The 22,127-nt window shown below is 45.2% G+C and carries 23 protein-coding genes; all 23 read right to left on the bottom strand.

The window, feature by feature from the left end; translation table 11 throughout:
• Positions 1-677: 677 nt before the first annotated feature.
• Positions 678-950, bottom strand: coding sequence for a sporulation transcriptional regulator SpoIIID (locus tag CSV64_RS07985; RefSeq protein WP_099635444.1), 273 nt, complete (start codon positions 948-950; stop codon positions 678-680).
• Positions 951-1,059: 109 nt separating this feature from the next.
• On the bottom strand, positions 1,060-1,716 hold the full coding sequence (locus CSV64_RS07980) for a M23 family metallopeptidase (protein WP_199168608.1): 657 nt from the start codon (positions 1,714-1,716) through the stop codon (positions 1,060-1,062).
• A 30-nt stretch (positions 1,717-1,746) separates the two neighbouring features.
• Entirely contained in the window at positions 1,747-2,574 is an 828-nt protein-coding gene (gene spoIID, locus CSV64_RS07975) for a stage II sporulation protein D (protein ID WP_233190508.1), read from the bottom strand.
• Between the two features lie 206 nt (positions 2,575-2,780).
• Positions 2,781-4,076 carry a UDP-N-acetylglucosamine 1-carboxyvinyltransferase gene (murA, locus tag CSV64_RS07970; RefSeq protein WP_099635442.1) on the bottom strand — a complete coding sequence of 432 codons (1,296 nt, stop codon included), beginning with the start codon at positions 4,074-4,076 and terminating at the stop codon, positions 2,781-2,783.
• Between the two features lie 640 nt (positions 4,077-4,716).
• Complete coding sequence (locus tag CSV64_RS07965; RefSeq protein WP_099635452.1) at positions 4,717-4,941, bottom strand: DUF1146 family protein; 225 nt, start codon at positions 4,939-4,941, stop codon at positions 4,717-4,719.
• 91 nt (positions 4,942-5,032) lie between these two features.
• Positions 5,033-5,437 carry a F0F1 ATP synthase subunit epsilon gene (locus CSV64_RS07960; RefSeq protein ID WP_099635441.1) on the bottom strand — a complete coding sequence of 135 codons (405 nt, stop codon included), beginning with the start codon at positions 5,435-5,437 and terminating at the stop codon, positions 5,033-5,035.
• A 24-nt stretch (positions 5,438-5,461) separates the two neighbouring features.
• Complete coding sequence (gene atpD, locus CSV64_RS07955; RefSeq protein WP_099635440.1) at positions 5,462-6,877, bottom strand: F0F1 ATP synthase subunit beta; 1,416 nt, start codon at positions 6,875-6,877, stop codon at positions 5,462-5,464.
• A gap of 33 nt (positions 6,878-6,910) precedes the next feature.
• Positions 6,911-7,768: an ATP synthase F1 subunit gamma gene (gene atpG / locus CSV64_RS07950; protein ID WP_099635439.1), complete on the bottom strand. Its 858-nt coding sequence runs from the start codon at positions 7,766-7,768 to the stop codon at positions 6,911-6,913.
• A 142-nt stretch (positions 7,769-7,910) separates the two neighbouring features.
• Complete coding sequence (gene atpA / locus CSV64_RS07945; protein WP_099635438.1) at positions 7,911-9,422, bottom strand: F0F1 ATP synthase subunit alpha; 1,512 nt, start codon at positions 9,420-9,422, stop codon at positions 7,911-7,913.
• Between the two features lie 28 nt (positions 9,423-9,450).
• Complete coding sequence (locus CSV64_RS07940) at positions 9,451-9,987, bottom strand: F0F1 ATP synthase subunit delta (RefSeq protein WP_099635437.1); 537 nt, start codon at positions 9,985-9,987, stop codon at positions 9,451-9,453.
• Positions 9,984-10,535 carry a F0F1 ATP synthase subunit B gene (gene atpF / locus CSV64_RS07935; RefSeq protein WP_369802736.1) on the bottom strand — a complete coding sequence of 184 codons (552 nt, stop codon included), beginning with the start codon at positions 10,533-10,535 and terminating at the stop codon, positions 9,984-9,986. The genes CSV64_RS07940 and atpF overlap by 4 nt, the downstream gene beginning before the upstream one ends.
• Positions 10,536-10,682: 147 nt before the next feature.
• A complete protein-coding gene (gene atpE, locus CSV64_RS07930; protein ID WP_029053447.1) occupies positions 10,683-10,895 on the bottom strand; it encodes a F0F1 ATP synthase subunit C in 213 nt (70 codons plus the stop codon).
• A gap of 70 nt (positions 10,896-10,965) precedes the next feature.
• Positions 10,966-11,676 carry a F0F1 ATP synthase subunit A gene (atpB, locus tag CSV64_RS07925; RefSeq protein ID WP_029053448.1) on the bottom strand — a complete coding sequence of 237 codons (711 nt, stop codon included), beginning with the start codon at positions 11,674-11,676 and terminating at the stop codon, positions 10,966-10,968.
• Positions 11,677-11,708: 32 nt separating this feature from the next.
• A complete protein-coding gene (locus tag CSV64_RS07920) occupies positions 11,709-12,077 on the bottom strand; it encodes an ATP synthase subunit I (RefSeq protein ID WP_099627792.1) in 369 nt (122 codons plus the stop codon).
• A gap of 990 nt (positions 12,078-13,067) precedes the next feature.
• Entirely contained in the window at positions 13,068-14,186 is a 1,119-nt protein-coding gene (gene wecB / locus CSV64_RS07915) for a non-hydrolyzing UDP-N-acetylglucosamine 2-epimerase (RefSeq protein WP_099635436.1), read from the bottom strand.
• A 15-nt stretch (positions 14,187-14,201) separates the two neighbouring features.
• Entirely contained in the window at positions 14,202-14,831 is a 630-nt protein-coding gene (gene upp, locus CSV64_RS07910) for a uracil phosphoribosyltransferase (RefSeq protein WP_099635435.1), read from the bottom strand.
• Positions 14,832-15,245: 414 nt separating this feature from the next.
• Positions 15,246-16,499: a serine hydroxymethyltransferase gene (gene glyA / locus CSV64_RS07905; protein WP_099635434.1), complete on the bottom strand. Its 1,254-nt coding sequence runs from the start codon at positions 16,497-16,499 to the stop codon at positions 15,246-15,248.
• Positions 16,500-16,553: 54 nt separating this feature from the next.
• Positions 16,554-17,099 carry a TIGR01440 family protein gene (locus CSV64_RS07900; RefSeq protein WP_199168606.1) on the bottom strand — a complete coding sequence of 182 codons (546 nt, stop codon included), beginning with the start codon at positions 17,097-17,099 and terminating at the stop codon, positions 16,554-16,556.
• 18 nt (positions 17,100-17,117) lie between these two features.
• On the bottom strand, positions 17,118-17,558 hold the full coding sequence (rpiB, locus tag CSV64_RS07895) for a ribose 5-phosphate isomerase B (protein ID WP_099635432.1): 441 nt from the start codon (positions 17,556-17,558) through the stop codon (positions 17,118-17,120).
• Positions 17,559-18,708: 1,150 nt separating this feature from the next.
• Positions 18,709-20,001 (bottom strand): methyl-accepting chemotaxis protein, encoded by a 1,293-nt coding sequence (locus CSV64_RS07885; protein WP_099634579.1) that lies wholly within the window; start codon positions 19,999-20,001, stop codon positions 18,709-18,711.
• Positions 19,998-20,444: a low molecular weight protein arginine phosphatase gene (locus tag CSV64_RS07880; RefSeq protein ID WP_099634580.1), complete on the bottom strand. Its 447-nt coding sequence runs from the start codon at positions 20,442-20,444 to the stop codon at positions 19,998-20,000. The genes CSV64_RS07885 and CSV64_RS07880 overlap by 4 nt, the downstream gene beginning before the upstream one ends.
• 54 nt (positions 20,445-20,498) lie before the next feature.
• Positions 20,499-21,002: a manganese efflux pump MntP gene (locus CSV64_RS07875; RefSeq protein ID WP_099634581.1), complete on the bottom strand. Its 504-nt coding sequence runs from the start codon at positions 21,000-21,002 to the stop codon at positions 20,499-20,501.
• Positions 21,003-21,081: 79 nt separating this feature from the next.
• A complete protein-coding gene (locus CSV64_RS07870; RefSeq protein WP_099634582.1) occupies positions 21,082-22,113 on the bottom strand; it encodes an L-threonylcarbamoyladenylate synthase in 1,032 nt (343 codons plus the stop codon).
• Positions 22,114-22,127: the final 14 nt, after the last annotated feature.

Below are 22,127 nucleotides of genomic sequence, written 5' to 3'. Positions count from 1 at the left end.
TTGAGCGGATCTTACGGATCATTGAGCGGGTGAACCCGCGCATAGAGCGTTCCCGAACCAACATAGAGCGGATAGCCCCAACGATTGAGCGGATTCGGCGACGCATAGAGCGTTCCCGGACTTACATTGAGCGGAATGGCGCGAGCGATTGAGTGTCGAGAGAGATTTGACATAGAGCTCTCGCGGAGGTGGATTGAGCGGATCTCGGGGATCATTGAGCGGGTAAGCTGGCGCATAGAGCGTTCCCGAACCAACATAGAGCGGATAGCCCCAACGATTGAGCGGATTGGGCGACGCATTGAGCGTTCCCGGACTTACATTGAGCGGAATGGCGCGAGCAATTGAGTGTCGAGTGAAACGTGACATAGAGCTCTCGCGGAGGTGGATTGAGCGGATCTCGGGGATCATTGAGCGGGTGAACCCGCGCATAGAGCGTTAGCGGACAGACATAGAGCGGATAGCCCCGACGATTGAGCGGATTCGGCGATGCATAGAGCGTTCCCCGACTGGCATTGAGCGTTCCCAGACTTAAATTAAGCGGCCCGCCCAAATAGACAAACTACATAACTTCACCCCAAGCAAACAAAAGCTATCCAGATACACTCCTCTGGATAGCTTTTCACCATTTCAAGCTGCTTGTATAAGTACAGTATCTTACTGCTTCATTTTCAGTGTGGCTAGGCATCAGCTTTTTGTGCTTCGGATTCATTTTTCCATTTTTGGCGGGTGGCTTCTCCTCCGCGCAAGTGGCGGATGGATTTGTGATAGGCCAGAATTTCTGCGACTTTCCTTGACAAGCCTGGATCTACATTTGGTAATCGTTCGGTTAAGTCTTTGTGGACCGTGCTTTTGGAGTAGCCGGTCGCAGTGGCTAGCGCGCGCACTGTCAAGTTGGTCTCGATCAGTAGCTTGCCCAGTCGTACGCAGCGTTTTCTAATTTGCTCGTGCACGCCCTCTTCCTTTCTCTATTCACTCCTTTGACTAATGTAGTGTATGCGAACAGGTAGCAACATATGAAAAAAGCCATTCCGGGGGCTGGAATGGCTTGGGTGCTACGTATTAAAATGCTAGGAAATCGTGTGGGTTTACGGACACTCCATCTTGCTGAATTTCAAATTGCAAGTGGACGCCTGCTTCGGGGTTCCATTCATTCTGAGTCGTTGTGGCAAGCACTTGTCCTTGTTGGACCGTGTCGCCTTCTTTGACAAGTACGCCTGTTAATGAACCGTAGACTGTTGTTTTACCGTCCGCGTGTTTCAATCTAACTTCCGTTCCTTTGAATGAATCCACGATGACTTCTTCGACTGTTCCACTCATTGCCGCTACGGCTTCGAACGGTTCACCATCCATCGATAGAGAAAGTCCTTTGCTGGTGACATACGTCTGGTTGAATACGAGTAGTGCTTTCTCACGCACTGCTTCGTCTGCTTCTGCATCATAAAATTCTTGTAAGATGGCGACTTGATCTACTTTTGCTTCATCGAATGGATACTTCAGTGTTTCTTTTGATGCGTTTGTTTCTACCGTGCCGTTTTCTTTTGGCTGTTCCACTTTTGCCACTTCAGACGGTACAGAATCTTCCGTCGTCAAGGCGGTGTATCCCCATACCATGCCGATGAATAAAAGCGCTACGCTCGTATAAATGGCAGGCCAGAACCAGCCGTTCTTCGTTTTCTTGTTCTCCTGAGAAGGGGCCTTTGGTTTTTCTTCTCGCATGTTCATCACCTCACTTGCATTCTTTGCAAGTTACGAGGATTTTAAACATCGATCTTCAGGTAAATTTATTTTTTGGATTTTTGTGCCTGTATAATAGTGCGATACAATTTGATCTGCAGTCCATCCTTTTTGTGCGAAAGCTTCCGCGCCATATTGACTCATCCCCACTCCATGGCCATAGCCAACGGTCGTAATATGGACGATTTGATTGTTGACGTCATACGCAATATTAAAGTCGGTGGAAGCCAAATGAAGTTTTTCACGAATTTGGCGGCCGCTCGTTTCATATTGTCCAGACATGATTTTCTGGACACGTCCGGTTTGATTGCGGACGAGCTTTAGTTCGCGAAATTGATTGGCATCCCAGTTGAAACCGAGTTTACGATTCCATTCAGTCAATGTCAGTTCTTGCTTGCGCTCTACGGTAGGCGCTACATCCTCTTCACCTGGACTTTCAACGCTTTGTAAATACTCGATCGGATTGCCACTGAAGTTTTGCGCGGCTTCTGTTTTTCCATTAGATGTGGAGAAAAACATGGCCGATATGATTTCTTCCCCGTACACAATAATTTGGCCTTGCGTATCTTCTGCTGCTTTGCGAACTTTCTTTTCATTGTCTTTGAACGACTTGCCCCAGCGCTCCTTACGTTCGGCTTCTGTGCGGTACACTTGCGCAGAGACATCTTTAGCAATCGGCTTGATTCCTTTATCTGTGTTTCTTGCGGCATATGTGCGGGCTGCAATGACTTGAGCTTTTAATGCTTCGGGATGAAATTCGGCAGGCATCTCACCCGCTACCACTCCGACGACATACTCTTCAAGCGGAATCGGCTCGTCCACACCGATCACCGTGATCATCACATCGCAGTACTTCTCCTCTCGTTGGTCTACCAGTTTAAGCACTGGTGCTTGTCTTACAAGAATGGGAATAAAAAATAATGTGAGAATGATGAATAAAAGCAGTAGTTTTTTGTACATACTAGACTATATGTTGAGGGCAGATCGTGTATTCATCGTAATATATGAAAAAACCATGAACAGTAAACTGTCCATGGTTTCGAGTATTATGCAAATTGAGATTCAGTAACTTCTTGTTCAGATGACACACGCGTTATGTCTGCGCCAAGTGCTTTGAGCTTCTTATCGAAGTCCACATAACCGCGATCTAAGTGAATCAATTCAGTTACACGTGTTACGCCTTCTGCTACGAGTCCGGCTAGGATGAGTGATGCAGCGGCACGCAAGTCTGTGGCTGCGACTTCCGCACCTTGGATTTTTGAAGGTCCTGAAACAATAACAGAACGTCCTTCGATCTTTACATCCGCGTTCATACGGCGGAATTCTTCAACGTGCATAAAACGATTTTCAAATACAGTTTCCGTTAACACACCGATACCGGTAGCTGTTAACATCAATGCCATCATTTGTGATTGCATATCTGTCGGGAAACCTGGATGCGGCATGGTCTTCAAATCGACTGCCTTTAGTGGGTGCTTCGCTGTAACACGAATGCCTTCATCCAATTGCGTGATTTCTACGCCCATTTCCGTCAATTTGGAAATTAGTGCTGTAGAGTGTTCAGGTACTGCGTTGTCGATTGTAACGTCTCCACCCGTGATAGCTGCAGCTACCATGAATGTTCCAGCTTCGATGCGATCCGGAATAATATGGTGAGTCGATGCATACATTGTCGTTACACCTTCGATACGAATATTATCCGTACCTGCACCTACTACTTTACCGCCCATTTCATTGATGAAGTTCGCCAAGTCGACGATTTCAGGTTCTTTCGCAGCGTTCTCGATGATTGTTGTACCTTCAGCGAGAGCAGCAGCCGTCATAATGTTTTCTGTTGCGCCTACACTTGGGAAATCCAAGTAGATTTTCGCGCCTTTTAATCGGCCGTCTACTTTTGCTTCCACGTGGCCATGTCCAAATGAAATTTCAGCTCCCATTGCTTCGAAGCCTTTCAAGTGTTGGTCAATAGGTCTTGAACCAATTGCACAGCCTCCTGGTAATGCGATACGCGCGAATCCGTTACGCGCCAGTAACGGTCCCATTACTAAAATGGATGCGCGCATTTTGCGTACGTATTCAAATTGTGCTTCGTCTGCTAGTCTTCCACGTGAATCTACGATGACTTCCCCTTTTTCCGGATCATGCGTGATTTTTGCGTTCAAACTTTTAAGCACTTCATTGATCGTCCGTACATCTGAGAGATTTGGAACGTCACGAATCACGTTCACTCCTTCAGATGCTAATAAAGCAGCAGCCAAGATCGGTAATACCGCGTTCTTCGCACCTTCTACACGTACGTTCCCTTGTAAAGTCCGTCCGCCGTTAATAATAATTTTTTCCACCAGTAGCCCCTCCGAGTCCAATTTATCCTTCACTCACACAGCCTATTATCAATAATCGTCTATAAACATTTTCATTGGTGTTGCAATTCATTTGTCAAAGTCAAATTTCACATATAAAACTTATACTATTGTACCTTGTAAAACCTTATGAAACAAGTATCTTCCGGCGCAGTTTTGTGTTATTTCTTGCGTGATGTAGTATATGTGGAGATTTGACACAAAGTGATTGCATTTGACCGTTCATTTATAGCCACACTACTGTTATTACCCGCTAATCTTACATTTTACACGCAATTGAAGATATTTTTATTACATGCATATTACAAAGTTGCTACATGGAATGTCTATTTTGAGATACAATCGGGATTTTCACTCCGAACGCAGGACTCTTGTCCTATAGCCTAGCGTTGATGCCCTCGGTGTCGTCTTCTTCCTCCGTTGAAATCCCACTTATAACTTGTCGTCAGTCAGTTTCATATATTGAAGAAAGTTCATCCTACTATAAGCTGAAGAAGTATTGTTGAAAATCAATGGTGCTTTTGTGATGACACTTCTACTGTTCAACTTATATGTTTTAATTTCTTTCAGCTAGAGTTCTGATTTCCGCTGGTCTTACTGGTAGAGCTTCAGCTGAAGGAAATCAAAACCAGGTTGCCCATCTTCCTGACCAATAGGATATGTCTAAAAAGAATTTTGATACGGTCGAACCTATAGCAATACTTAACAAAATAAACAAAAGTTGTGTTTGGAATACGCGGTTTTTTCGTATGATGTTTTCTGGCAAAATTGCTTGTAGAGCAATGAAGCTGATGCCTATGAAGAAGATGTGCGATACGATCGCGAGTAATGGATTGCTACCTAACATGCTGTCCAAAGTGTCCACTCCTTTTTTTATTTCTTGGATATAGAGAAAATGGGCAGACAGAGGTTGTCTGTCCGCCCATTTCATTTATAGATTACATACGTTGTTCATACACTTGCATGCGGTTGATTGCGCGTTTTAAATCAAGCTCTGCTAAGTTTTGAGATAGGTCGTCAGATTTTTTCTGAAGATCTTGTTCAGCTTTTTCAGCAGCTTTCTTTGCACGTGCGATATCAATGGACTCAGCCAGTTCCGCACTCTGTGCCAACACAGTGACAACTTCAGGACGGACCTCGATGAAGCCTCCGTGGACTGCGACTGTTTCTGTTTTGCCATCTGTTTTTAGGCGAAGTGCACCAATTTGAAGCGGCGCGACCATCGCGATGTGACCGGGTAGAACCCCGATCTCACCAGCTTCGGTAACTGCAATCACCATGTTCGCATCCATTTCAACAACAGGGCCGTCGGGAGTGACGATATTCACTTTGATTTTACTCATTTTTTTCCCTCCTGGTCCCTTTTCTTAGACTTCTACACCCATAGCTTTAGCTTTTGCGATAACGTCTTCGATACGTCCAACTAAACGGAATGCATCTTCCGGCAAGTGATCATACTTACCTTCTAGAATTTCAGCAAAGCCTTTGATTGTTTCAGGAACTGGAACGTAAGAACCTTTTTGTCCTGTAAACTGCTCAGCAACGTGGAAGTTTTGTGACAAGAAGAACTGAATACGACGAGCGCGGTCAACGATCTGCTTGTCATCTTCATCTAACTCGTCCATACCTAAGATTGCGATGATATCTTGCAATTCACGGTATCGTTGAAGAGTTGTTTGTACTTCACGAGCTACACGGTAGTGTTCCGGTCCAACGATTTCTGCACTCAATGCACGTGAAGAAGAAGCTAGTGGATCCACAGCTGGGTAGATACCCATCTCTGAAAGTTTACGCTCCAAGTTCGTTGTTGCATCTAAGTGAGCGAAAGTTGTTGCCGGAGCTGGATCCGTATAGTCATCCGCTGGTACGTAGATTGCTTGGATCGATGTAACCGATCCTTTATTTGTAGATGTGATTCGCTCTTGTAACTGACCCATTTCAGTTGCCAATGTTGGCTGGTAACCAACCGCAGAAGGCATACGTCCAAGTAGTGCAGAAACTTCAGAACCTGCTTGTGTAAAGCGGAAGATGTTATCGATGAACAATAGAACGTCTTGTCCTTGCTCATCACGGAAATATTCAGCCATAGTCAAGCCAGAAAGTGCTACACGCATACGTGCGCCTGGTGGCTCGTTCATTTGACCGAATACCATTGCCGTTTTCTTGATAACGCCTGAATCTGTCATTTCAAAGTACAAGTCATTTCCTTCACGAGTACGCTCTCCAACACCAGCGAATACGGAAATACCACCGTGTTCTTGTGCGATGTTGTTGATTAATTCCTGAATTAGAACTGTTTTACCAACTCCAGCACCACCGAAGAGTCCGATTTTACCACCCTTGATGTATGGTGCAAGCAAGTCAACTACTTTAATTCCCGTTTCAAGAATTTCTACCTCTGTAGAAAGGAATTCGAATGTTGGTGCAGAACGGTGAATTGGGTCACGTTGTGAATCAGCAGGAACTGGCTCACGCAGGTCAATTTCCTCACCTAGTACGTTAAATACACGTCCGAGTGTAACGTCGCCGACTGGAACAGAAATAGGTGCGCCTGTGTTAATAACTGACGTACCGCGTTTCAAACCATCTGTCGAGGACATCGCAATCGTACGAACAGCATCATCACCAAGGTGAAGTGCTACTTCTAAAGTCAATACTTCAACCACTCCGTTGGAACGATCGATATTAACCTTCAATGCGTTATAGATCGCTGGAAGTTGTCCGTTTTCAAACTTAACGTCGACAACCGGACCCATAACTTGAAGAATATGTCCATTACTCATGCTTTTCCCTCCTGTCTTACTGTTTCAAATCTATTATTCGAGTGCTGCTACGCCGGCTACGATTTCAGTGATTTCCTGAGTGATCGCTGCTTGACGAGCGCGGTTAAATTGTAATGTTAACGAATCGATTAGGTCAGACGCATTGTCTGTCGCCGTCTTCATCGCTGTCATACTGGAAGCATGTTCGCTCGCTTTTCCATCGAGTACCGCTCCATAAATGAGGCTCTCCGTATATTGTGGGAGAAGTGTTTCGAGAATCGCTTCTGCTGAAGGCTCGAACTCATAAGATGATGAAGCTGATACAGATGAAATATCTGTGAGTGGAAGCAATTTACGTTCAGTTGCTTCGTTGGAGATGGCGGAGATGAAGTGGTTGTAATACAAGAACACTTCATCATAAACGCCTTCTGTGAACATGCCAACAGCCCGATTCGCGATATCTTTTACTTCTTCAAAACGAGGGTGATCCGAAAGTCCGATCAGGCTTTCTTCAATCTGGTAACCCAGACGGTCGAAGAATTCATAGCCTTTACGACCGATCGCGATAATGACCACTTCATCTTTCGATTTATGGCGTTGTTCGATTGCACGGGTAACTGCACGGAAAATGTGCGCGTTGTATCCACCAACTAGTCCACGGTCAGAAGTAACTACGATGTACGCAGACTTCTTAACGGGACGTGCAGTTAATAGTGGATGTCCGGAATCTTTCGTTACGGCTGCAATGGCACCAACTACTTCTTCTACTTTATCCATGTAAGGTACGAATTTCTTCGCATTCACTTCGGCACGGTTCAGTTTAGAAGCAGATACCATTTGCATCGCTCTCGTGATTTGACTCGTCTTTTTTGTTGAAGCAATACGGCTTTCTATCTCGCGTAAGGACGCCACTGGCTATTCACCACCTTTATTTTAAGATCCATTTAATAAATCAATCTCGCCTCGGCGTGATTGCGTCTGGATTTTGAATTGCGCTTGCGCAATTCAAAATCCCTGACATCCGCCGGAGGCCTTATCTGAGAATCAGATAAGATTATGCTTCAGAAGTCACAAAGTTTTTCTTGAATTCGTTGAACGCTGCGCTCATTACGTCATCAGCTGGAAGATCTTTCGTAGTACGAATGTGATCATACACTTCCGTATGGTTAGATTCTAACCAGCTAGTGATTTCACTTTCAAAACGCAATACGTCTTTTACTGGAATATCGTCGAGGTAACCGCGTGTCAGTGCATATAGACTGATTACTTGGTATTCGACTTTCAACGGCTTGTTCAAGTCTTGCTTCAAGATTTCAACTGTGCGGTGTCCGCGGTCAAGTTTCGCTCTTGTAGTAGGGTCTAGATCTGAACCGAATTGTGAGAATGCTTCTAGTTCACGGAATGCTGCCAAGTCCAAACGAAGTGTACCGGCAACTTTCTTCATTGCTTTAATTTGCGCTGAACCACCAACACGGGATACGGAAAGACCGGCGTTGATCGCTGGACGTACACCTGAGAAGAATAGGTCAGACTGCAAGAAGATTTGTCCGTCTGTAATAGAGATTACGTTTGTTGGGATATAAGCAGAGATATCTCCAGCTTGTGTCTCAACGAACGGCAATGCTGTAATAGATCCTGCTCCTAGTTCGTCATTCAACTTTGCAGCACGCTCAAGTAGGCGGCTGTGTAGGTAGAAGACATCCCCTGGATATGCTTCACGGCCCGGAGGACGACGAAGTAGCAAGGACAGTTCACGGTAAGCTGCTGCTTGTTTAGATAGGTCATCATAAACGATTAGCACGTGCTTGCCGTCGAACATGAATTCTTCTGCCATCGAAATACCTGTGTATGGTGCCAAGAAAAGCATTGGCGACGGGCTTGATGCAGAAGCAGTGACTACGATTGTGTAATCGAGTGCACCGTTCTTACGTAGAGTTTCAACAACTCCACGAACAGTAGATTCTTTTTGACCGATTGCAACATAGATACAGATCATGTCTTGGTCAGCTTGGTTTAGGATTGCGTCAATTGCAACAGTAGTTTTACCTGTTTGACGGTCACCGATGATTAATTCACGTTGTCCACGGCCGATAGGAACAAGAGCGTCAATCGCTTTGATTCCTGTTTGCAATGGTTCGTGAACTGATTTACGCGCCATAACCCCTTGTGCAGGGCTTTCGATAGGACGAGTTTTTGTTGTATTGATTGGACCTAGTCCATCAACTGGTTGTCCAAGTGAATTGACTACACGTCCGATCAATTCTTCTCCGACTGGTACTTCCATAATACGGCCTGTACGACGAACTTCATCGCCTTCTTTAATGTCTGTGTATGGCCCAAGGATAACGATACCTACGTTGTTCGCTTCCAAGTTTTGTGCCAGACCCATTACGCCGGTAGAGAACTCAAGAAGTTCCCCCGCCATGACATTGTCGAGGCCATGAGCAAGTGCGATACCGTCACCTACACGGATTACAGTACCTGTTTCACTTACTTCCATTTCAGACTGATAATTTTCGATCTGTTGTTTGATCAGACCGCTAATTTCCTCAGCTTTGATGCCCATGTATGTCACCCCTCTTAATTCAAATTAATTAATTGATTAATTGACGTTCCAGACGTGCCAGTTTTGCACTGACACTACTGTCGTAAATTTGGTTGCCGATCTGAAGGCGAATGCCACCGATCAAGCTTGGATCAATAATGTTTTCGATATGCAATGATTGTTTTCCTACTTTGTGCGCAAAGGCAGTAGAGATAGCTGTACTTTCTTCATCAGAAAGCAAACGTGTAGAGTAGACTTTCGCTTCGGCAACTCCAGAAGCCTCGTTAGCGAGTTCCTGGAAGTCTTCGATTAGACTGCCTACTTCTTCAATACGACCTGCATCAAGCAACACATATAGTGTGTTCAATACAAGTTGGTTTGCTCCATTGAAAAATTGCCCAATCAATTCTTTTTTCTTATCTGTAGAGAACTTAGGTGAAATTAATAGCTCACCAAACTGCTTGTTTCCAGCAAATACTTTTTTCATTTCTTGTAGATCGTTTTGCACGGAAAGTGTTTGTTGCTTTTCCTGTGCTGCTTCAAACAATGCAACGGCATAACGTTTTGCGATTACCGATTGGCTCATCGCCCTTCGCCTGCCTTCACAATCGTTTCTTCGATCAATGCGCGGTTATCTTCCTCAGAAATTTCTTTCCCAAGAACCTTAGACGCAGCCAAGATAGAAAGAGATACGAATTCTTCGCGAACTGCTGCAACTGCTTTCTCTTTTTCAGTAGCGATTTCAAGAGTTGCAGATTCTTTCATACGGTTAGCTTCAGCGCGTGCAGCCATAATCAGCTCTTCACGTTGAGTGTCACCTTGTTTCTTCGCATTCTCTACGATAGATTGTGCGCTTTCGCGTGCTTCTTTTAATAGAGCACGTTGCTCTTCAAGAAGCTTTGCAGATTCTTGACGACTTGCTTCGGCTTGTTCGATCTCAGTAGCGATTAATTGCGCTCGTTGATCCATCACGCCCATTAACGGACCCCATGCAAACTTCTTTAGAAGTACCATGAGAATCGTGAAAAATACTACAGTGACGATAATGTCGCCTAAATTTAGACGTTGGTTTAAACTAGCTAAAAATCCTGCGTCAGCGTTTGCTGATAAGAGGACGAAGGTATCCAACACGATTGTTTCACTCCCTTCAAGAGCTCATGACTCTTTCGTTTCTTACTCTAATTAGAACACTCTATTCATTCAGTACTATCAATTGTTTAGTTGTTGACATAAAGCAATGGCGAAGACCGATACTGCATGCTTCGCCATGTAACGCAATTATTATTTGTTCATTACGATAAACGCAATAACAGTTGCGATGATTGGAAGTGCCTCAACCAATGCAACACCAATGAACATTGTTGTTTGTAGAACGCCACGTGCTTCTGGTTGACGAGCGATCCCTTCAACTGTCTTAGAAACGATTAAACCGTTACCGATACCTGCACCAAGTGCACCTAGACCAACTGCAATAGCTGCTGCTAATAAACCCATACCTGCCATTTTGTATTTCCTCCTAATATTCTTTGTAGTTTTGTTCCCTGATTACAGGGTAAATATATGTTTAGTGATCTGTGCTGACCTTGTGAGCCATATAGACCATCGTTAACATAACGAAGATAAATGCTTGGATCGCCCCGATGAATACCGAGAAACCGAGCCATGCAAGTGCTGGTATAACAGCTCCGGCAAGACCGAAGATGCTTGAAGCACCCAATGTTGCAAGTAAACCAATCAAGATTTCACCTGCGAAAATGTTACCGTAAAGACGAAGACCGAGTGTCAACGTGTTTGCGAATTCCTCAATGATCTTCAATGGTGCCAAGAATGGAATTGGCTGGAAGTATGTTTTCAAATACTTGCCCATTCCGAGTTGTTTCACACCATAGTAATGCGTTAACGCAACAACTGTAGCAGCGAGGGTTAACGTGATAACTGGATCGGCTGTTGGTGATTTCCACCAAAGTTGGTCATCCCATACGATTGCGAATGGAAGTCCAATCATATTTGCAACGAAGACAAACATGATTAAAGTGATGCCTAGTACGTGGAAGCGGCCTCCCGTTTTCCAGTCCATGTTATTTTTGATGATGCCTTTGACAAAGTCCATGACCCACTCCATGAAGTTTTGCATACCCGTAGGTTTCATTTGAAGCCGCCGCGTAGATGCTACTGCAATCAGGAAGACAATCAGACACGTTACAAATAACATCAGTATATTCGATGGGTTAAACCCGATTCCGAATAAAATAAACTGTGGATTTTCATGATTCACGTTTTTGTTCACCTCCCCTTGCTAGTAAAGTGTCATTGCTTCAAATGGAACAGCAGATGACCAGTAAACAGCAATGCATAGGGTATCATTAACCCGATTACCGTGCTGATCAGATCAAACTCCTCCGGCATAACGAGTGCAATGGCCGTAGCCCCTACACCTGATGCAAAACGTAAGCCCATACCTAATGACTTCGCTCGCTTCCCTTCATCGATAGACCGGTCAAACCGTTCCATCCGTCGAACGAGAATCCAAAAGTTATACATACCGAAAAGTGAACCTAAGATGAGCCCAGCGAAGATTGTCCGGTAGTCCAAGAAGAACCAACCGAGCACGAACAATGCAAGCAAAAAAAAGAAACTCTTCTTTTGCTGTTTAAAAATTTCCTGCATACTTTGCATTGTCGATTCTCCCAATTCGTATTTTGGATTACAGCGTCTGAAGTGTTCAGTAATTCCCGACTTGTGTCGAGTTTTGAGTCTTTGTCGTTTTGAGTTTTTTCAACGACATAGATCCCTTGAAAAGGAATCTGGAAATTGTAAGTGAATCGCCTTTTCCGTCCACCAGGTGACGTTGCTATGTGCGACGTCGACTAAGAAACAAGATTTGGCGCTTCCGAGTGAAGACTTGAAACCTACGAAACATGATTTCTGTACTCAATTTATGTATGAGTTCCTTATCAATCTTACCCTTTGTTAGCATACAATAGAGGGTTTTTTATGTCAATTGATTCAAGTGATTAATTTCACAATGTGTTGTCTTTGTCAAACATTCGACATATTTGTTTAAGAGCTTTCATCGCAGTCTTTCGGGCTAGATTTGAACGGGGAATTGTTAGTGTTTTCAGTTTGAATTATTCTGAGCGTCGTTGATTTAATACTTTGAAGGCTGACGGGTTGTTGGGGTTGTGCTTTGCGCTTCGGAGGGGACGCTTTCCCATGGGCCCGCGGTGAGCCAACCAGGTCGCGAGCTCCCTTTTGGTTGTCTCACCTGATCGGCTTGATCCATCGGGAGTCGCCCCTCCTACGCGCCACTCCCTTGCAAACTGAGTGGAGGATACTTTTTGTAGTTTACTGAAGTTGAGGTTGTAAATAGCTTAGCAGTTATACTTAAGTAAGTTTAATAACCATGATTTACACTCTACTATTAGTAAGTGATCTACATCCATCCACTATAAAAGTAGGATTGTAACGGAAGATAAGGGCGACTCTGTGAGGTTCAGCGAAAGCCGTAGCGTTAGGAGCATGGTTACATTTTAGTAAGCCACACCCTCCAGAAAGCGTTCCCCATCTGGAGCGGAAATCCAGAACCACAAGCCCCTCCCCTCTCTTAACCACTTTATTTGCAAACAGAAAAAAACAGCAGATGAATATTCTCTGCTGTTTTGGTTCTTATAGTGAATGTAAATATTTGAGTAGCGATTCTACTATTCGTGCTGATGCGTGGCCGTCGCCGTAAGGGTTGTGGGCTTTGGACATTTTTTCATACTCCGCATCGTCCGATAGGAGTGCGTCGGATAGTTGGAAGATGTTTTCTTCTTCCGTTCCTGCTAAACGCAATGTTCCTGCATCGATACCTTCTGGGCGTTCGGTTGTGTCCCGTAGAACGATGACAGGTTTTCCAAGGGATGGTGCTTCTTCTTGGATGCCGCCCGAGTCTGTGAGGATGATATGCGCACGCGCTGCGAAGTTATGGAAGTCCAACACTTCTAGCGGCTCGATCAAGTGAATACGATCGTTGTCGCCTAGTAGTTCATCCGCCACTTCACGTACAGCCGGATTCATGTGTACCGGGTAGATCACTTGGATATCATCGTGTTTGTCGAGCAAGCGATTGATTGCACGGAACATATTGCGCATTGGCTCGCCGAGGTTTTCACGTCGGTGTGCAGTCAATAGCACTAAACGGTCGTCTCCAAGCGTATCAAATATCGGGTGATGATAATCTGGATCTACCGTCGTTTGCAATGCGTCGATTGCCGTGTTGCCTGTGACATAGATACGATCCTTGTTTTTACCTTCGTCGATCAGATTTTGCGCTGATCTTTCAGTTGGTGAGAAATGAAGATCGGCAATAACCCCAGTCAGTTGGCGGTTCATCTCTTCAGGGTACGGAGAATATTTATTCCACGTACGCAACCCTGCTTCAACGTGACCTACTGAAATTTGATTATAGAATGCCGCCAGACTACCGATGAACGTCGTCGATGTATCACCGTGGACGAGCACGATATCCGGTTGCGCTTCTTTCATTATTTTATCCAAACCTTCAAGGCCGCGCGTCGCTACATCAATTAGCGTCTGACGGTCTTTCATGATATTTAAATCATAGTCTGGTGTGATTTTAAATGTTTCCAGCACCTGGTCAAGCATTTGACGATGCTGGGCAGTGACGGTAACGATTGATTCGATTTCGTCTGGATGCTTTTCAAGCTCAAGAACGAGAGGCGCCATTTTAATAGCTTCCGGTCTCGTGCCGAAAATCGTCATCACTTTCCATTTCTTAGTCAATGAATGATCCCTCCATTATTTCGTGCCGAATAAACGGTCACCCGCGTCACCTAATCCAGGGACGATATAGCCATGTTCATCCAATCTTTCGTCTAGCGCCGCGATATACACGTCCACGTCCGGATGTGCTTTCGTCAGAACTTCGACGCCTTCAGGAGCAGCAACTAGGCACATAAACTTGATGTTCACCGCGCCACGCTTTTTCATTGAATTGATCGCTTCGACTGCAGTTCCACCCGTCGCAAGCATCGGATCCACTACAATGAATTCGCGCTCAGCCACGTCAGAAGGCAACTTTACAAAGTATTCAACAGGCTTTAGCGTTTCTGGGTCGCGGAATAATCCAACATGTCCTACTTTTGCAGCTGGAATTAAATCGATGATACCGTCTACCATGCCAATGCCTGCACGTAGGATCGGAACAATCCCTAATTTTTTCCCTGCCAAAATACGTGATTTTGCTTCGCAGACTGGTGTCTGGATCGTAATTTCTTGTGTAGGAAGATCACGTGTAATTTCGAATGCCATAAGTGTGGCTAATTCGTTCACAAGCTCGCGAAATTCTTTCGTTCCTGTATCGACCTTTCGTATAAACGTCAATTTGTGCTGAATTAATGGATGATCAAATACATGTACTTTTCCCATTGGTATCGCTCCTTTTCGGAATATCTTGTACATTATAACAGAAATCAAGCGCGAGGCGCAGTGAACTTGTGTGATTTGTCATAATGAAAATATCGTGTGAAGGACATTCACTTCTGTGAATAATCTTACTTCTTTGGTATTCGCTCTATCGGCTGGCTGATACGCTCTATCTGTTTGCCCGAACGCTCTATAGGCCGGCGGATACGCTCTATCTGTTTGCCGGAACGCCCTATAGGCCGGTGGATACGCTCTATCTGTTTGCCGAAACGCTCTATAGGCCGGCGGATACGCTCTATATACTAATCCATCCGCTCAATCACCACGCACAACCGCCCTATAACACCCAATATCCGCTCTTAAACACCCACCCACCACATAGAAAAACGCCCGACACAAGGTCAGGCGCTAGTTTTCTTACTTATATAGAGGATGCTGATCTGTTAGAGCTGTAACGTCTTTGCGTGCTGCTTCTTTTGCTGTTGGGTCTTCGTGGTTTTTCAACAATGTTGCGATGATACGGCCCACTTCCACCATATCTTTTTCTACGAAACCACGTGTTGTAACAGCCGGTGTACCGATGCGGATACCAGACGTGATGAATGGTCCTTCTGTATCGAATGGTACTGTGTTTTTATTTACAGTGATACCGATTTCGTCCAGTACGTGCTCTGCTACTTTACCTGTTAGTTCAAGTGACTTCAGCTTCACAAGTACGATGTGGTTGTCTGTTCCGCCAGAAACGACGTCGATACCTTCTGATTGTAGTTTTTCAGCCAATGCTACAGCGTTTTTCTTCACTTGTTGTGCATATGCTTTGAATGAAGGATCCAGTACTTCTTTGAATGCTACCGCTTTTGCAGCGATTACGTGCATCAACGGACCACCTTGAACGCCTGGGAATACTGTTTTGTCGATTTTCTTGCCGAATTCTTCAGCCGTTTCTTCATTCAATAGAATGATACCGCCACGTGGTCCACGCAATGTTTTATGTGTTGTGGATGTCACGAAGTGTGCGTGTGGAACTGGGTTTTGATGTTCGCCTACTGCGACTAGACCTGCGATGTGTGCCATATCTACCATCAAGTATGCGCCAACTTCATCCGCAATTTCACGGAATTTCGCGAAGTCGATTGCACGTGGGTATGCACTTGCACCCGCAACGATCATTTTCGGCTTGTGCTCAAGTGCTTTTTGACGAACGTCTTCATAGTCGATCACTTCTTCTTCTTTTGTCACACCGTAATCTACGAAATTATAAAGCTTTCCAGAGAAGTTAACTGGTGAACCGTGTGTTAAGTGACCGCCATGAGAAAGGTTCATCCCAAGGACTGTGTCGCCAGGCTCAAGTGCTGTGAAGTAAACAGCCATGTTTGCTTGTGCACCGGAGTGTGGCTGTACGTTTGCATATGCTGCACCGAAAATTTCTTTTACGCGATCGCGTGCGATGTTTTCAACTACGTCTACGTGCTCACATCCACCATAGTAACGCTTGCCTGGATATCCTTCAGCGTATTTATTCGTCAAGTATGATCCTTGTGCTTCCATTACCGCTTCTGTTACGAAGTTTTCAGATGCAATTAATTCGATGTTCGAGTTTTGACGATTCTTTTCAGCCATGATTGCTTCATAAATTGCCGCATCTTCGCGTTGTACATTGCTTAAGTCCATTGGATAGTATCCCCTTTTTCTGATAGTTTTATATTTTCTTGTATTGTACACGGTTTACTCGTATTTCGCACGACTTCCGCCAATTAATTTCGGACGAGTTGTCGCAAGTGTGATGACAGCTTCACCGATTTTATTAATAGATGTACGGATTGGTACTACAACCGGCTTCATTTGCATGCCAATTAAAGTTTGTCCGATGTCGATACCGGCATTTGCCTGTACCGCTTCCACTACGACAGGATCGCTAAATTGTTTGTACGCATAGGTAGACATCGAGCCACCCGCCTTAAAAACAGGCACGACGGATACAGGTTCCAAATGAAATTGCTGTGCCGTCTTACGTTCCAATGTGACCGCACGGTTAATGTGCTCGCAGCCTTGGAAAGCTAAATGTACATGATATTTATCCGCAAACGCTTGAAGCGGTGCGAATAATGCTTCTCCTATTTCAAGTGCGCCGTTCGTACCGATCCGTGCACCTGCTACTTCAGAAGTAGAACAACCGACGACGAAAATCGTTTCTTCGGCAGGTGGTGCTTGTTCGGCAAATTCGGTCAATGCTTGTTCTAGTTGCAGTTTCCATAATTGAATGGCATCCACTTGTTCCACCTGCTTCCTTTAGTTCTTTTCAAGTTCCATCATTTTATTTATACGGCGCTCGTGACGGCCGCCTTCAAATTCGGTTTCAAGCCAAGCGCTAACGATTTCTCGTGCTAGTCCTGGCCCAATCACGCGTTCCCCCATTGCTAATATGTTGGAGTCGTTATGTCCGCGTGTTGCTTTTGCGCTGAATACATCATGAACGAGCGCGCAACGGATGCCTTTGATTTTATTGGCTGAAATGGACATGCCGATTCCTGTGCCGCAAATCAAGATTCCGCGGTCTACTTTCCCCGCTACAACGTCATTTGCTACTGGTACTGCATAATCTGGATAGTCGACGGAAGTGTCGGCATCCGGTCCGTAGTCGATAAATTCTATGTCGAGTTCGGTTAATAGATTGGTGATCTCTTTTCGGAGGTTATTGCCTCCGTGGTCTGAAGAAATTGCAACTTTCACTGCGCACCCTCATTTCTATTTTTACTTATCGCTTATTCTATCATTGTTCGATAAAAAAATCATCGGTTTTACTGTACTATTTTTGAATTTTTCATTTTGAAACGTTGAAGTTTTGTCATAAAGACGAATGTTATATGAATAGAATGAAAGTATTGTACGTGTTTGAGGTCTATGAAGTCGTGTGAGGGGCGAGATTGCCCTTTTCCGAAGTGGGGACGTCACCCGACTGAGAAACGCGGTTGGCGGGTGAGACTATGCGGCTGCGGGTCTTTGTGACTTTTGTTCGGGGCGTTGCTCGACTGCTGGTTGGGGACTCAGTTAGTAAGTGTTCACTTTCTGGATCCGCGCAGGCATGTGGGGTATTGCCTCGAGCCAAGAGCCAGCTGGCGGTAGTGCTGCCAGTTGTCTCCCGGCCACGGCCTACCCCGCAGTTGTGCCTGCGCTACTGAGTGGTATTTATTTTGGTTGTGGTTCTAAGTAGGATAAATTTCGAACCTTACCCAATATGGAAACGCGTTTGGCTAAAAGACTATGCGACTGCAGGTCTTTAACACTTTTGTTGGGGGGCGTTGCTCGACTGATCGTTGGGTGTTGGAGTTAGTGAGTGTCTGCTTTCTGGACTCGCGCAGGCACGTGGGGGATTGCCTCCAGCCAGGAGCCAGCTGGCGGTGGTGCTGCCAGTTGTCTCCCGGCCACGGCCTACCCCGCAGTTGTGCCTGCGCTACTAAGTGGTATTTATTCTAGTTGTGGTTCTAAGGGGAAGAAGATCAGTGACATCGTGATAGCTAGTATGTATTTCTAGCAAAAGAAGTGTAAGAACTGCCGTACACCCAATCTAACGAAGGCGCCTGCTGTGGTAGGCGTAGCGAGGAGACAAAGACAGGCGAACTTCCTGTCTCTGGCTCCTCGCGAAAGCCATCCACCAGCGCCGAAGTGAGGACAATGGACTCGCCACTTACATAGACAGCTAAACCACAACCTCCTGATCAAACAAGAAGCAGAAAATGCACGTGCAAGAACCACAACCCATTGCCGCTTATTACGTACTCTAAACAGAAACGTAACCCGACAGCACTTCAACAAGTAAAAACAACAACCCAAACAAAAAAACGACCCAGAGCATGAAACACCCCAGAATCGTCTTAATTAATTACATAGGCGTACGGTCGAACCTCCGGATGACTTTGTACAACTCTTCCGACTGCTCCTTTAGCTCCAACGCCTTGTTTTTCGTTTGGTCTATCGACGCCACTTGCTCTTCAGTGGCCGCACGAACTTCTTCTGCACCAGCTGACGTATGCTCTGCGATCGTCGCTACTTCCATCGACTGCTTAGCCGTATGCTCGATCGTTTGCATTTGATCGCCAACGATTTGACCAATTTCTTCTACATAAAGGGCCATCGTCTGGATAGTGGCGGTCATCGTTTCAACGTTTCCGTTTGTTTTCGTCGCACGTTTGGCCTCAGTGGATGCCGTTTCTACTTGCTGTTTCATTTCAGCGACGACTTGTTTGACATCTGATTGGATCGTTTGAACAAGCCCGGAAATCATTTGGACGGCTTTTGCACTTTCATCCGCTAAATTGCGGACTTCTTCCGCGACGACAGCGAAGCCTTTACCGTGCTCCCCTGCTCGCGCTGCTTCTATAGATGCGTTAAGCGCCAATAGATTTGTCTGACCCGCGATGTTGCCGACGAGTTCTACGATTTCACTGATTTTATGAGCATTTTCATCGAGTACTTGTATCGTTTCCAATGAATGCTCGCTTTGATTGCTCATCTGATGAATACCCGCTAATACCGATTGGAAGATCTCTGTAGTCGCGTGTAATTCCTTTAACATTACTTTAGATTGCTCGGATGATTGTCCTGCTCGATTATTGACTTCCACTGCAAGTTGCCGAATGTCTTCTATCGCATTGACTGTTTCGCGAATCGATTCGGAAGTGTTTTCTGCGCCATCGGAAATTTCACCAATCGTGCGCGCAATGGCGTCGGATTGACCGGATGCAGCGCTTGTCTCTTTCGTCAATTCATCGACGGATTGGGCAGTAGCTTGGAAGTTGGATTCGATTTGTTCAATAATACTACGCAAATTGACGACTACTTGCTGGAATGCTTTGGAAACGGAATGAATTTCATCCGATGAGTTCGGTAGTTGAATATCCGTACCAATTTTCCCATCTGCCACTTTCATAGCAGCAGTTTCCAAACGTTGCAATGGCTTGGTTAAAATAGTGCTGAACATGGCTGCTAAAATACCTGACCACATAATGCCCATCGCGTATGTAAGCAGTTGAAAAACGAATGGACGTACATTCGGGAAAAACGTTGGCTGTACCCAGTTAATGAATACCGCACTCGTCGTATACGTGATGACTGCAAGAATAACGATAAATAAGACAAGTTTCGCTCGTAGCCCTACTTTTTTCGGTTCTTTCATAAGTTCCCCTCCGCTTGCTTTCGGATGACGGAGTTAATGAGTTCTGTCAGCTCATGAAATGTGGTGCGGTATGTTTCTAGATCTCCACCATATGGATCATGTACATCAAGACCTGCCATTGTACCCGCGTATTCTTTTAATGTAAACACTTTTTCTTTCATTGCAGGATACCAATTATGCAGAATATCTCGATGGTTTGCTGTCATCGTTAACACAAGATCAGCCCACTCCATATCAGCAGATTTGACTTCATTAGAATAGGGAGTGAATGGAATTTTTTCTTCCGTCAACAACCGTGCTGAGTTCGGGGAAATCGGCAAGCCATCTATCGCATGAATACCTGCTGATTTCGCCGTAATGCCTGGCATGTTGGCATGATTGACTAATGCTTCTGCCAAAGGACTTCTACATGTGTTGCCTGTACAAATAAAATAAATATTCATTTTCTTCACCTACTTTACAGAATAACGGATTTATGAGAAAAAAGAAACACTTTTTCAGAAAAATAAGGACAATACGCCCATACATATGAATACAATACCTGCTAATCGGCGAATAAACGTGCCATTAATTACACGCAAGCGGCCTGTGTACAATAAAGCGATTGCCGAAAATATGATCGAAAAGAAGCCCGACGCCAAAGCAAACAGCCATTTATTCAGCTGCATCATACCGAATGTCACACTCACTCCGAATGCATCTATGCTGACGATCAGCGCTAAGAAAAATGGGGAGATTTTATTAACCACTGATGGCTCTTCACTGTCCGAGAGGAGAATGTGAAGACCTATGAGTGAAAGCAATACACCCGAGAGCGCATGACCCCATCCCGCGAAAATGGTCATCACCCATTCCCCTGCGTAGAAACCGATGAGCGGCAGCGACACATTCAGTATAGTAGTCCACAGCATGATCATCAAGCGACCTCGCCGTAGCTGAAGTAATGTATAGACGATCAGGATATCGACCGTTGTAATGATAGCCGCTATGATTTCTATCAAAAAAGTAGCCCCCTCGCAATTCTCGCATCTACTAATCTTATGCGGGTGCTAAAGGGGGCTATTCCTCATTATCGAAATGTTACTCGGTGAAACGCTTGCCGTCCGATGCTTTATCGAGACGATTCATAACCGCTGCACCGATACCCGAATGATCGGTCTCAATTGCGAGGATGATATCTGCCTCTGTATTGTCGCATTGGCGAATCGCTTTGTAGAGACTCGACGCCATCGCTTCACGACTGTTGATAGAACCAGTGAAAAAGTACCAATCCGCATGTTCTGTGTATAACTCATCAGGTCCGATGATCGCGACTCGTTTATTTTGTTGATGAATAGTGTCTAGCGCATACGCAATAGAATCCGCATTCGGTTCGATGATGAAAAGCGGTGCTTCAGGCGCATAATGAGCATATTTCATGCCTGGCGCACGTGGTGTTGCTGTTTGATCTGTAGGTAGCGTCGCCATATGAACGGTGCCAATTAACTCTTCCAGCTGCTCTTTCGTAATGCCGCCCGGACGCAAAATGACAGGCGGTGTGACCGTGATATCCAAAATAGTGGATTCAAGGCCTACTCCTGTCTCCCCGCCATCTAAAATCAGCGGAACTCTACCAATTAAGTCGTGATAGACATGATCCGCTTCCGTCGGGCTTGGCTTCCCGCTACGATTTGCACTCGGTGCCGCTAAAGGCTGATCCAGTTTGCGCAGTAATGCCAATGCTATCGGGTGGTCAGGCATACGGATAGCTACTGTATTTAGTCCCGCTGTCACGACATCTGCAATGACTCCAGGCTTTCTCTCCATAATTAACGTCAATGGTCCCGGCCAAAATGCTTTCATTAGTATGTCTGCGATTTCAGGAATATCTGTTGCGTATTTCTTGATGTCGGACTGATTCCCAATATGTACGATCAGCGGATTATCCGAAGGTCTTCCTTTTGCCTCGAAGATCCGCTGTACTGCTTGCTCATCTGTCGCAATGGCTCCTAATCCGTAAACTGTTTCAGTCGGGAAGGCAACTATCCCCCCAGAATTGAGGATATCCACAGCCTGTTCATAGATTCTATCGTTATCCACTTGGTTATCCACTGTTTCTTGCAAAGTGTCCACTTGCTCAACCCCTC

Source organism: Sporosarcina sp. P32b (assembly GCF_002743335.1).
Classification (GTDB): Bacteria; Bacillota; Bacilli; order Bacillales_A; family Planococcaceae; genus Sporosarcina.
The sequence above is the reverse complement of the archived record's forward strand: the minus strand, read 5'-3'. Positions and strand labels throughout refer to the sequence as shown.